At 42.4% G+C, this 11,821-nt stretch carries 13 protein-coding genes and 6 pseudogenes; 9 read left to right on the top strand and 10 right to left on the bottom strand.

The features are described 5' to 3' along the window. The first annotated feature begins 244 nt into the window (after positions 1-244). The 3 genes from FTU55_RS14095 (at position 245) to FTU55_RS14085 (ending at position 2,578) form a co-directional block, all read left to right on the top strand. Positions 245-787 carry an ankyrin repeat domain-containing protein gene (locus tag FTU55_RS14095; protein WP_168391391.1) on the top strand — a complete coding sequence of 181 codons (543 nt, stop codon included), beginning with the start codon at positions 245-247 and terminating at the stop codon, positions 785-787. Positions 788-803: 16 nt separating this feature from the next. Next, complete coding sequence (locus FTU55_RS14090; protein WP_168391390.1) at positions 804-1,574, top strand: transporter; 771 nt, start codon at positions 804-806, stop codon at positions 1,572-1,574. A gap of 317 nt (positions 1,575-1,891) precedes the next feature. Further along, a complete protein-coding gene (locus FTU55_RS14085) occupies positions 1,892-2,578 on the top strand; it encodes a glutathione S-transferase family protein (RefSeq protein ID WP_180047404.1) in 687 nt (228 codons plus the stop codon). A gap of 3 nt (positions 2,579-2,581) precedes the next feature. On the opposite strand, the pseudogene FTU55_RS14080 reads toward FTU55_RS14085, so the two are convergent. Continuing rightward, a pseudogene (locus FTU55_RS14080) lies at positions 2,582-3,211 on the bottom strand (GGDEF domain-containing protein); the annotation flags it as partial. A gap of 184 nt (positions 3,212-3,395) precedes the next feature. Here FTU55_RS14080 and FTU55_RS14075 point away from each other — a divergent pair. Next, positions 3,396-3,959, top strand: a complete 564-nt coding sequence (locus FTU55_RS14075; RefSeq protein WP_005180838.1) for an FMN-dependent NADH-azoreductase — start codon at positions 3,396-3,398, stop codon at positions 3,957-3,959. A gap of 63 nt (positions 3,960-4,022) precedes the next feature. Here FTU55_RS14075 and FTU55_RS14070 read toward each other — a convergent pair whose 3' ends face one another. Beyond that, on the bottom strand, positions 4,023-4,934 hold the full coding sequence (locus FTU55_RS14070; RefSeq protein ID WP_104513183.1) for an alpha/beta hydrolase: 912 nt from the start codon (positions 4,932-4,934) through the stop codon (positions 4,023-4,025). A 155-nt stretch (positions 4,935-5,089) separates the two neighbouring features. Between FTU55_RS14070 and FTU55_RS14065 the strand changes: the two genes are divergently transcribed. After that, positions 5,090-5,527 (top strand): DUF2147 domain-containing protein, encoded by a 438-nt coding sequence (locus FTU55_RS14065; RefSeq protein ID WP_005180835.1) that lies wholly within the window; start codon positions 5,090-5,092, stop codon positions 5,525-5,527. 95 nt (positions 5,528-5,622) lie between these two features. Here FTU55_RS14065 and FTU55_RS14060 read toward each other — a convergent pair whose 3' ends face one another. Continuing rightward, positions 5,623-5,973, bottom strand: a complete 351-nt coding sequence (locus FTU55_RS14060; protein ID WP_016658732.1) for a Spx/MgsR family RNA polymerase-binding regulatory protein — start codon at positions 5,971-5,973, stop codon at positions 5,623-5,625. Positions 5,974-6,468: 495 nt separating this feature from the next. Further along, entirely contained in the window at positions 6,469-7,290 is an 822-nt protein-coding gene (locus FTU55_RS14055; protein WP_104471930.1) for an exodeoxyribonuclease III, read from the bottom strand. Positions 7,291-7,330: 40 nt separating this feature from the next. Here FTU55_RS14055 and pyrE point away from each other — a divergent pair, with 40 nt between their 5' ends. Further along, complete coding sequence (gene pyrE, locus FTU55_RS14050) at positions 7,331-7,981, top strand: orotate phosphoribosyltransferase (RefSeq protein WP_005180830.1); 651 nt, start codon at positions 7,331-7,333, stop codon at positions 7,979-7,981. Between the two features lie 277 nt (positions 7,982-8,258). Here pyrE and FTU55_RS14045 read toward each other — a convergent pair. Then, a pseudogene (locus FTU55_RS14045) lies at positions 8,259-8,743 on the bottom strand (IS3 family transposase); the annotation flags it as partial. Between the two features lie 79 nt (positions 8,744-8,822). Then, positions 8,823-8,897: pseudogene (locus FTU55_RS15330) on the bottom strand (reverse transcriptase); the annotation flags it as partial. Here FTU55_RS15330 and FTU55_RS14040 point away from each other — a divergent pair. Beyond that, positions 8,896-9,015 (top strand): annotated as a pseudogene (locus FTU55_RS14040) (IS5/IS1182 family transposase); the annotation flags it as partial. The pseudogenes FTU55_RS15330 and FTU55_RS14040 overlap by 2 nt on opposite strands. A gap of 114 nt (positions 9,016-9,129) precedes the next feature. Here FTU55_RS14040 and FTU55_RS14035 read toward each other — a convergent pair. Genes FTU55_RS14035 through FTU55_RS15210 form a run of 3 tightly spaced genes read right to left on the bottom strand, consistent with a single transcriptional unit; the run spans position 9,130 to position 10,695 of the window. After that, the gene (locus FTU55_RS14035) at positions 9,130-9,609 is read right to left on the bottom strand and encodes a hypothetical protein (RefSeq protein ID WP_034598040.1); all 480 of its coding nucleotides are present in this window, start codon (positions 9,607-9,609) and stop codon (positions 9,130-9,132) included. 5 nt (positions 9,610-9,614) lie between these two features. Further along, a complete protein-coding gene (locus FTU55_RS14030) occupies positions 9,615-10,349 on the bottom strand; it encodes a hypothetical protein (RefSeq protein WP_152342572.1) in 735 nt (244 codons plus the stop codon). Position 10,350: 1 nt separating this feature from the next. After that, entirely contained in the window at positions 10,351-10,695 is a 345-nt protein-coding gene (locus tag FTU55_RS15210) for a hypothetical protein (protein WP_005180824.1), read from the bottom strand. A gap of 80 nt (positions 10,696-10,775) precedes the next feature. Here FTU55_RS15210 and FTU55_RS14020 point away from each other — a divergent pair, with 80 nt between their 5' ends. Next, complete coding sequence (locus tag FTU55_RS14020) at positions 10,776-11,474, top strand: hypothetical protein (RefSeq protein WP_180047403.1); 699 nt, start codon at positions 10,776-10,778, stop codon at positions 11,472-11,474. A gap of 124 nt (positions 11,475-11,598) precedes the next feature. Continuing rightward, a pseudogene (locus tag FTU55_RS15205) lies at positions 11,599-11,723 on the top strand (type II toxin-antitoxin system prevent-host-death family antitoxin); the annotation flags it as partial. On the opposite strand, the pseudogene FTU55_RS14015 reads toward FTU55_RS15205, so the two are convergent. Then, positions 11,702-11,821 (bottom strand): annotated as a pseudogene (locus FTU55_RS14015) (IS30 family transposase); the annotation flags it as partial. The pseudogenes FTU55_RS15205 and FTU55_RS14015 sit on opposite strands and share 22 nt — an antisense overlap.

Genomic DNA, 11,821 nt, shown 5'->3' with positions numbered 1-11,821 from the left:
AATGGAGAAATCTAATCGGTATGTTATACCTGAGAGAAGAGTGAGGAGTTATCCAAGGGTTGTAAAAGGAAAACCTCAAAAATACCCAAGAAAAAGCCAGTCAATCTCTTAACTGACTGGCATTACCAGGATTGGGGCTTTTTTTATAGCAAATTCATGCGACAAGATTACATTTCGCTTAAACAATTTTCACTGAATTGGGCATAATAGAACGAAATTGATTTGATTGAAGAGAGCTCTCTGCATGTTAACGGCACAACAACAACGCTTGGTGCAAGCCATAGAAGAACTAGATCAGGCCCAAGTGCAACAGCTTCTGGCCGCGGGGCTTGATCCGAATTTTATTGATTCTGAAAAAGGCCCGGTAATTTCAGTCTGGTCCGATGGCCTGTTTCAGTGGTGGGAAGCCATTTGCGAGGCCTATGAAGCGGGCCAGCCGCACAATGAAGCACAAAAACAGCAGGATTTGGCCGTCCATATGGAAATTCTGGACGCGTTAATTCAGGCCAAGGTCAATTTGCATTTGTGGGATGCGGAAGAAGTCTATGGCCCGTTATGGGACGCCGCCAGTGCCGCCTGTGCACCTGCGGTAAAGCGCCTGCTTGAAGAAAACGTCGATCCAAACCGTAAAGATGAAGATGGCCTGACCATTTTGTCATCCATCAGTGATTTATTCTTTGATTGCGACTTTGATGAAATTAACTGGGCTGAAGCCTTGCCTGAAGAACAGCAAACCTTAGAACTGCTCCGTGCCCATGGCGCGAAAATGACCAAAGAATTGGCTTAAAATTGAGATAAACACTATGTCAGCATTGAAATTATTGGGTGTGATGGTGGCGACTGCAGTCAGCAGTCAGGTCTTTGCCGCCGAGTTTGCATTTGACCGTCCGGGTGTGGGCATGAGCACCGGAATTACGCCGGTCGGCCAGTTGGCTTGGGAGCAAGCGCTGGCCAATGCGCACTATCAGAAAACCAAAGATGACAATGGTCTGACGCAGGAAATTACTCAGCTGCACGCCGATACCTTACTGCGTACCGGTCTGGCGGATAATCTGGAATTACAGCTGGGCTGGCAGGGTCCGGGCTGGAGCCGGGTAAAAAGTGCTGGCCAGTCGGTTGAAGAAGATGGTCTGGGGGATGTCAGCATTGGTCTGAAACATGCCATTGATTTAGATGATGAAAAACTGTCGATGGCGGTGCTGGTCGAAGCGCAGATTGCCACCGGGAATGACGGTTTTAGTGCCGAAGAGGATATTTACAGCCTCAGCTCGGCAGTGGCCTATGCCTATAATGATTTACTCACCACCTCAATTAGCATGCGTTATGAGTGGCAGGACAGCAATTGGGCCTTGCAGGCAGTGCCGGGGATTCAATATCAGCTCAGCGATAAATGGGCCGGCTTCTCCGAGTTTATTTACCGCAAAGCAGAAAGCCAGAAAGTGGAATATGCCTTGGGTTCAGGTCTGATTTATGCCTTAAATGCACGTACCCAGCTGGATGCCAGTGTCGGTGTTGATTTAAATGGCGCTGATAAAAGTTATCATGCCGGTTTAGGTGTGGCCTTCCTGTTCTAAGTCCGCTCTGGTTATGGTGCTGTAGAAAGCGGGGAGTGCATAGCCTCTCTCGCTGACTGCTAGAGAGCTGCAACTTATTTCTGCTGACGGTCTGTTCACAGGCCGTTTTTTCTATCTGGATCAGCAGCAGAATTGCTACAGATCTTGACACAGGTGCTGGTAGATCACGCTATCATGATGGTGATGATCAAAGCAGATGGGTGTCCTATTCATGGATTCAAGCTCGGCTTGTAAGTTCTGGCGCTGTATATCTTTTCTTACCAGGTGGCACTGCCCAGCGATTGTGAATATTAAAAACAACAACAGGAGGATGAGTCATGATGGAACTGTACATTGCCAACAAGAATTACTCCAGCTGGTCCATGCGGCCGTGGCTGGTCCTTACTGCTTTTGAACTGCCGTTTCGTGAAGTGCTGTTACCTTTTCCTAAAGAACGCGGCACGGGCTATTTTAAACAGGATGTACTGGCAATTAACCCGAATGGCAAGGTACCGGTCTTGGTACATGACGGGCTAATGGTCTGGGATTCACTGGCGATTTGTGAATATTTGGCCGAACAGTTTCCGGAGCGCCAGCTATGGCCGGCTGGTCGGGCACAGCGGGCTCGGGCACGCGCTTTGGCTGCTGAAATGCATAGCGGTTTTCAGGCACTGCGTAACCATTGCGGCATGAATATTCGCGCTGATCTGGCAGAAGTCGGACAGATGTTATGGGCTGAGCAACCTGATTTACGTGACGATGTAGCCCGTGTCTGTCAGATCTGGTCTGAGCGTCCGGACCCGGGCGGTTTTCTCTGTGGTGATTTCTCGATTGCTGATGCCTTTTATGCACCGGTGGTCTGGCGTTTGAAAAGCTATGCGCTGCCCGTGAATGAAGACAGCCAGTATTATATGCAGACCATGCTGCAACATCCGGCAATGCAGGCCTGGGAACAGGCCGCGAAACAGGAACAAGACTGGGTCAATTATCTGGAGCTTTATCAGTCCGAACCATCCTCTAGCTAAGCCTTAAGAGGCTGCTGGTTCCAGCGGCTGATACAGTACCACCTGATTGCGGCCATAGGCTTTGGCCTGATACAAAGCCTGATCGGCCTGACTGAGCAGCTTTTCATAAGGGGTATTGTGGTGCGATAAGGCAATCCCGAAGCTGGCAGTAAAATGGATCGACTGGTTATGCTCATCATACAGCTCAATCTGGGTGATGGCCTGCCGGCAGCGCTCGGCCACCTGTTTGGCCTGGTGCGCAGTGGCCTGTTTCAGGACCAGAATAAATTCTTCGCCACCAAAACGGCCCAGCACATCCTGCTCGCGGATATGGCCGGCCAGCACATGACAGACTTGGACCAAGGCTTCATCGCCTTTATGATGGCCATGCTCATCATTAATCTGCTTAAAATGATCCAGATCGACCAGAATCACTGCATAACTGGGTGCCTGTTTGTGGTTCAGTTGTTCCAGACACTGGTTGATACTGCGCCGGTTAAAGGTATTGGTGAGCGGATCGACCTGACTTAAATGTGCAATCAGCGCCTCCCGATAGCGCCACTGACTCAGCAGAATTTCAAACAGCACCAGGCAGGTCAGCAGAATCGGCACAATAAAAAACAGCATCGACAGCACCCAGAAGCCATTTTTATACAATTATTTTAATAAAACCTAACATATCATGATTTTAGAGAATTGGTAATGGCTATTTTTTGTACTTTTCGGGAAAATATCGTTGCATGGGTGCAACAGTGTGTGTTGTTTAAATCACTTATTTCTATTTTAAACTGCAGTAAAATGGCGCTATTGAAAAAATCACAGTTTAGGATTCTCTCCCATGAAAATTTTGCATATCGACTCGAGTATTTTAGGCGACGCTTCTGTATCACGTCAGTTGTCTAAAGCTATTGTGAACCAGCTACAGGCGAAAAATACAGCGGCCCAAGTTGACTATCTGGATCTGGCTGAACAGACCATTCCGCATTTAACCGCTGAAATTTTAATGGGACAAAATGCCGAGCAAAGCGCTTTAGGCGAACAGATTCTGCAACAATATCTAGATGCTGATGTCGTGGTGGTGGGCGCAGCCATGTATAACTTCGGTCTGCCATCGACTTTAAAAGCCTGGATTGACCGGATTAGCGTGGCAGGTCGTACCTTTAAATACACCGAAAATGGCCCGGTCGGTCTGGCAGGTGACAAGAAAGTGTATATCGCCAGCAGCCGCGGTGGTGTCTATGGCGAACAAAGCCCGGTTGATTTCCAGGAAGCATTCCTGAAAACCGTGTTTAACTTTACCGGTGTCAGTGATATTGAAGTAGTACGTGCTGAAGGGGTTAGCATGAGCGATATTAAAGATCAGGCGATTACTACGGCATTAGACCAGATTGCCAAAATCTAAGCTTTACGGCGCTGCATTAATCACAAAAAAGGTCAGTTTCTACTGACCTTTTTTTATGGCGTTTTAATCTTGGTCCTGCTGATGGGCAAATTCGGCTAAATCGGCCAGCGCCATTTTGGCTTCATCAAACCACGGTGAGAACATAATAAAGTTATGCCACATACCGGTATACAGTTTAAAACTGACCTTCACGCCCGCCTGTTCGGCCTTGTCACGAAAACGCTGCGCATCATCCAGCAGCAGTTCTTTAGAACCCACCTGCACCAAGGTTGGTGGTAAATCGGTTAAATCATCAAATAGCGGCGAAACACGCGGATCACCACGATCGACCGACGGTGGCACATAGTATTGAATCCCGGTTTCCAGAGTTTCAATCGACAATAAGGCATCGTGTTTGCGGTTATAACGAATTGATTCACTGGTCAGGGTTAAATCCAAAAATGGTGAGAGCAACATGAGGCCGCTGACTTGCGGTAACTGTTCATCACGGATTTTTAAGGCCAGTGCCAGCGCCAGATTGGCGCCGCAGGAATCTCCTGCCAGCAAAATATCTTTGGCCTGTACGCCCTGATCCAGCAGGGTCTGATAGACATCAAAAATTGCTTCTAAGGCTTCCGGGAATGGATTTTCAGGCGCCAGCGGATAATCGATATGAATCACCTGCATCTGGGTGCGGGCGGCCAGTTCAGTCAGAAATGGGCGATGGGTATTTAAAGACCCTAAATAAAAGGCACCACCGTGAATATAGAAAATCAGTTGGGTGGCTTCATCTTGCGGCTTGATTTCTTCGGCTTTCAGGCCAGCCAGACGTAAAGCGCGGACTTCAACAGTTTTATTGGTCGGAAACAGCCGGCACATCTGTTCGAGGGCGAAACGCAGCGGATTATGCGGTAAATTATATTGGCTTGGCAGGCGGATGGTGGTTTTTAAAAAGCCTTCTGTGAAAATTTGTTTCAATAACGGGTTGATCTTCATTGTTCTTCCATCTTGTTCTTGATTTTGGCCTGTGCTTGCGTATTTACCAACACAATTTACAAGGTTACACTAAATGGTCACATTCAAAAATTGCAAATTTGTAGTGACTTTTTAATACTAAGGCTGTCTAACACTAGACTAGGGAATCAAAAAAAATGAAAAAAATTGCACTGGCATTAGGATTAATGGGTTTAACAGCTTTGGCGAATGCTGCTGATCCGCTAAATGGTACTGTCTGGAAAACAATTGATGACAAAACCAAGCAAGCAAAAGCAACCGTCAAATTTACCGAGCAGAAAAATGGCACGTTAACTGCAACAATTCAGTCCATTTTAACGCCGGGTGAAGAAAATGCCTGTACAAAATGTGAAGGACCTTACAAAAACAAATCCTTGAAAGGTTTAACCATTGTACGTGGTTTAAAGAATTCGGGTGGTACCAACTATGACAGCGGTTCAATTCTGGATCCGCAATCAGGTAAAACCTACAAGTTAAAAGGTCAACTGGCTGATGGCGGGCAGAAATTACAATTGCGTGGCTATATTGGCGTAGCAGCGCTGGGTCGTAACCAGACCTGGGTTCGTGTGAAATAAGCCAGCCAATAGAAACGGATTAAACCAGAAAGCCTGATGCAGATGCATCAGGCTTTTTGATTTTAAGCGGATAAATCAAAAGCGGATAAAAGAACTTATCCGTTTAAGGCGCGATAGGCGGTTTCATCAAAACCAACAATAAAGCCGTCTGCGGTGGCCAGCACAGGACGTTTGATCAGGCTGTTGTGAGTGCGTAAGGCTTCAATTAAATCTGCTTCGCTGGACAGGGCTTGTGCCTGTTCCGCTTCCGACAGTTTGCGCCAGGTGGTGCCTTTTTTATTCAGAATTTTGTCCTGACCTTCAGCATCCAGCCAGTGTTTTAGCGTTTCTGCATCAATCCCCTGTTTTTTATAATCATGAAATTCATAAGCCAGGCCCAGTTCATTGAGCAGATCAAAGGCTTTTTTCATGGAGTTGCAGTTTTTAATACCATAAATTTTAAGCATAAAGCGGATTCCAGCAAGAAACACAATGCTCAAGAGATTAACCAAAAAATTGGTTTTGCACTATAGCGGGTATAAATATTGAGTTCATGGTTCTGAAATTAAACCGTCATTAAAATGCAACGCTACCGCGCCATAATAGTGGCAGAAAAACAAGACAACACTTGAGAAGAATTATTCGTACTAAGAAAAAAACGAAAAGCAAAGAGCCAATATAAAAAATAAAAGCCCAGATGTAGAAAACCCGCATTTAATCATCCTGATTATGCGGGTCTCACTACAACGTCCGATGTCACATCCTTGAAACAAAGACCATCATGGCTTTGTTTATTTGCATCCTACGGCTTCCTGTCCCTTTGTTGTCATCCTGACACTGTCCCTTTGCCGTGCTGCAATAATGCGCCGATTTAAAAAGCAGATAAAGGTCTGAATGACGACAAAATATGTCGGAAATAAACCTCTATTGAGTGAACAATTGTTCACTAAATAGGAAGGTTTTTAGTTGAGTTTATAATCAATAATCACCGGGGCGTGGTCGCTATACCATTCCTCTTTGTAGACCCAGGCATTGACGGTACGTGCTTTCCAGTCCGGTGAGCAGGCATGATAGTCAATCCGCCAGCCAACGTTCTTGGCACGCGCTTGGCCACGGTTCGACCACCAGGAATACAGTTCGGCTTCTTTGCGCACTTCACGGAAGGTGTCGACATAGCCCAGATCATCATAGATATGATCGAGCCAGGCACGTTCATGCGGTAAACAGCCGGAAGATTTCTGGTTGCCTGACCAGTTTTTAATATCAATACGTTTATGCACGATATTGTAGTCGCCGCAGACAATGATCGATTTATTTTCATCGCGCCATTGTTTCAGGATTTTTGTATATTCTTCGAGGAAGTGGTCTTTACGGGCTTGTGCTTCTTCACCCGATGAACCCGATGGCAGGTACAGCGAGCAGATATGTACCGGATAACCCAGACCTAAATCAAATTCTGCCGTGACAAAACGGCCTTGGGAGTCGGCCAGTTCAAAGCCTAAACCATCCTGAATAGACACAAACGGCAGGCGGCTGTAAATGGCGGTGCCAGCATAGCCCGGACGTTCAGCTGCGAACAGATGGGTATGCCAGCCTTCCGGTTTGAATTTATCAGTCCACTGCGCATGGGTCAGACGGCTTTCCTGAATGCAGATGACATCAGCCTCTGATTTTTCCATCCACTCCAGCAGGCCTTTACTGACCGAAGAACGCAGGCCATTGACGTTAATTGAAACCACACGAAGAATTTTTTGATCACTCGGATAGCTACTCTTTGGTATCATGCGCAGGTCTTACCTCAATTTATGAATTTTGGAGCACCTCATGTCAACGCAAGCGACATTTAACCCTCAAGCTTTTATCGAACTCGCATTATCACGTGGTGTGCTTAAATTTGGTGAGTTTACTTTAAAATCGGGTCGCGTGAGTCCTTATTTTTTTAATGCCGGTTTATTAAATGATGGCGAAGCCTTGTCATTACTGGCGTCAGGCTATGCAGCCAAGTTAACAGAATGTGAAAATGTTGATGTGATTTTTGGCCCAGCCTATAAAGGCATTCCATTTGTGGCGGCAACGGCGGTGGCTTTATCGCAAAATCATAGCGTGAGTGTGCCTTGGGGCTTTAACCGTAAAGAAGCCAAAGATCATGGTGAAGGTGGCGTATTGGTCGGTGCATCGGTTGAAGGTAAAAAAGTCTGGATTATTGATGATGTGATTACCGCAGGTACAGCAATTCGTGAAGTGGTGACCATTTTAAAAAATGCGGGTGCCACAATTGCCGGTGTACTGGTCGCGCTAGATCGTCAGGAAAAAGGGCAGGGTGATTTGTCTGCGATTCAGGAAGTTCAAAAAGAGCTAGAAATTCCGGTACATGCCTTAATTACCATGAAAGATTTAATGAATTATCTGGATGCCAAAGGTGAAAAAGAGGCTTTGGCGAAGATGGAAGCATATCGTGTGAAGTATGGGATCTAAGTGCTTGTCAGTTTTATTGAATGATCGTTGGAATGTTGATCTAACTCAGCGTGGAATGTGATCAATCTATAAAAAGCTCAACTCAGCTGAGTTGAGCTTTTTTTATATAATAACTATATGATTTATATAAAATAAAAATATGATTTCGTATAAGGCGTATTATGCTAATTTGAGATAGACTTAAACTTCTTAATACGACGGAACCGTTTAAAACCTATTTGCTTTTGGATTTAGATAGAGCTTATGAATCAGAATGATATGAATAGCCACCAAAATTCTAGACACACATAATCATCTTTTGATGGGCCTTTTCATAATCTAATGGAGAACGCTGACCATTGGAACCATGTCTGCGTTTTGAATTGTAGAACATCTCAATATATTCAAAGATATCCGACCTTGCTTCAGTCCTGGTCGCATAGATTTTCTTTTTAATTCGTTCCCGCTTTAATAGCTGGAAGAAGCTTTCTGCAACAGCATTGTCATGGCATGAGCAGTGTACTGCGCAAGTCGACGACTCATACTACTTTCAAGATTATGATGTTTGAGAAATGTCTGCCATTCATGACTGGTGTATTGGCTGCCTTGGTCAGAATGGATTAGGACTTTGTTCTTTGGGTTTCTTCGCCACAAAGCCATCAATAACGCATCTAAAACCAGATCTGCCGTGATTCTGGATTTCATAGACCAGCCAACAACAAGACGTGAAAACAGGTCAATCACAACTGCGAGATATAGCCACCCTTCATGAGTGCGGATATAAGGGTGAGTAGACCAAGGGAATCTCACCCTTAGCCCCTCGCAGAACCGGACGTGAACCTCTCAGCTCATCCGGCTCCCATTATCCAACCGATGGTAAACATCCCATTTTCCAGTGCACAAAGGCATTTGGAAAATCACGCGCAAGTCGCCCTATCAACGGCAAACTTAAATATTTTCGGATATTAACAGAACGCTATAGAAATAGACGGAAACGATTTGGTCTAAGAATGAATTTAATTGTTGGAATGGTGAATTGGATGCTCTTGAATTAACTTTCGCAAGAGATCTATTGGTGAAGTTTATTTATTCATTTTGAAAAAAAGCGAGAATTTATATCCTCGCTTTTTGAATTTGCATAAGATGTATTATTTTAATTGTAAAAATTTTTAATCAATTTCATACTCTGATGGATCTATCTTATACTTTTTAAAAAGTGCCGAACGTACAGAATCATTTATAGTCTCATCATTTTTAATAATCAAATATATATCTTTCTGGATTAAAGCTACACTTTTAGCCATGTTTAATAAGTCTTTAGATCTTATGGCTGAAAGCTCACTAGGTTGCTTTAAAATTTCAGGATCTTGTTCTTCAAAATTAAAATCAACCCCCTGTAAATTGAAGTAAACTTTTACTCTTTGATTTAAAGAGTCACTATCATCATATAGTACTGTTCCCTCTGGAAGAATCGAATATTCTGGTAATGTAGAGTTCTGGGAATATTTACCTTCAAATGAATAAATCTTTAAAGGTCTTTCTAATATATGAATTTTTGGCACTTCTGTTCCTCGCCATAGATATATATTCAATAAAAGTTGAATGAGAAAAAGTAAAGATAATATTATGATTATTAATTTTCTTTTCATTTCAACTACCTATTAATACGATAAGTGTTTTTTATGTTAACTTTTACATCTGGAGACTCTTTTAAGTAATCATTCAAATTATCTGGTAAAAATAAATAGTTAGGCATTTCATATTTACTAGCCTTAAAAGCAAGTTTAGCCGTAGTAGGTAAGACTTTATCAGAGTTAACAAATCTATGACCTGATTTAGCCATACTTGGTATGGCCTTTTTTGTTGCATCTAAACTTTGGGTAGTACAGTTAGGTCCTAAAGCAAAGTAATCTTGATTAAGCTTATATCGTTTATAATGTGTAGTATTTTGGACAGATAAAGATGATTTAATTAAATTATTATAATAATTAATAACTAAATTAGCCTGACTATCAAAAATTTTATAGCCATAGGCATAAGTTGTTCTAGAACGTCCGCTATTCGCCCCTTGCCTATTTTCTTCCTCAATATATGCTGAAAAACTACTCCAAACTTTTAAGATACCTTCGCCACGAGGACTACTAGCTCCAGATAGAGTAAAAGGACCAAAAGTCTCAGGTTTAATGCGACCATAACGACCAAAATCGTAAATATACTCTTTCCCTTGTACTTTAATATATACAGCAGTATGTCCATAAGGAGATTCCTTTTCTCCTGTACCATAAGCACTTCCTACCAACAGATGTAATTCAGCCTCAGGTTTTAAAGAAACTTGTTGAGTTGGTGAGTTTGAACTTTTTGTTGTATTACTTGTTGTTGTTGTCGTCACATTAACTCTCTTCTTGATCAAACCATTTTACTTCTAGTTCATCAGTTTCAGGAGACTTAATTGTATGTGTCATCCCTTCATTATCTGTAAACCCATAGGTCTTAATGCCTGTTCTTTTATTCAAAATTGAATAAGGAATATTTATTAAAATTTCATTATTTTCGGAATTAATTGCCTGAAAATTTCGATGTTCTGTTTTAATTCTTATATCAGGCAAAACTGTTCTAGCAATGTCAACTTTTGTTCCATTTTTAAAAAGATGTTGTCCTGCTTTGGCTTCAAACTTTGCAGGAGTTATAATTTTAATACCATCTTTATTAATGATAATCTGAGAACCACCAGCCATAGGTTTACCTATTCTTTATCAATTGTAAAAATTCAATTAAAATTGGAAAATATAAACATTTCAAAACCTTGGGTGTAAACATGACTTTCATTGTAGCCATACAATTAAATGATAGCATCATTGTCACCACAGACAATAAAAAAATTGTTTTAAAAGAATCTGGTGAAATTCAATTTAATACTAAAAAAAGTCAAAAAATCTACTCATGGGACAAAGGTATTATCACGGGTACAGGTGAAAGTTATGTCATTAGCCGATCTATTGAACTATTTAAGACATTAGCTCACTCAGACATCAACAAACTTCCTCAATGCCTCGATATTTCTAGACAAATAAGAGAATTCGAAGTAGGAACTGACTATTTTCAGATTGAAAATACTAAACTACTTTGTTCCAGTTATAGCGAATATGGCGCACAGCTCTATACAATACAACGCTTTGAACCCTCACAACCGTATGAAGTCACCGTGATTTCCCCTATGGATATTAGAGTTTGGTTGTTTCATCCTAATATTGAAGCCATATCTAATGACTTACAAAACCTCTATGCTGATCTAAAAGATTACAGCACCTTTACCGATAAAGCTGAATGGATTAATTACTATCTCAACCACCTTGCACCGATGTATCAAAAGCAGAGCAAACAAGACCCACTGATGAGTAAAAGGTTTGATTTCTTTCTTCAGGCGAAGAATGAGTATGTGTTTGGGCATGTTCCCAATACCCAAGAAACAGCTTTGAATTTTCAAGAAATATCCACTAATTTTGGAGCTATTTAAAATAAACTGTTATACGAAATTGACAATATGTACAGAATTCTGTGCATTTATATTGTAAAGTTTCAATCCCTACCGCTGAGGTAGTCTAGCTAGCAGCGTTTTGACGCAGCTTACCCTATGAGGGATAGATATATACAATGTATTTACATATGTGGATGCACGTAACAATTTAAAATCTGTTTTAGATAAAGTCTTGATGATGTAGACGTTGCTCTTATTAGGCGGATTCAAGCGGCAAGTGCAACAGTATAAAAACCAGCCATAACTTCACTCGGTGTATACCAGCCTAGTGTTTTTCTAGGACGATGGTTAAGTGACAATTCTATCTGCTCTATTTCATCGTTTGA

Origin of the sequence: Acinetobacter sp. YH12117, assembly GCF_013418865.1 — a bacterium.
GTDB lineage: Bacteria > Pseudomonadota > Gammaproteobacteria > Pseudomonadales > Moraxellaceae > Acinetobacter > Acinetobacter indicus.
Note: the sequence above shows the minus strand (reverse complement) of the source record. Positions and strands in the feature narration are given on the sequence as shown.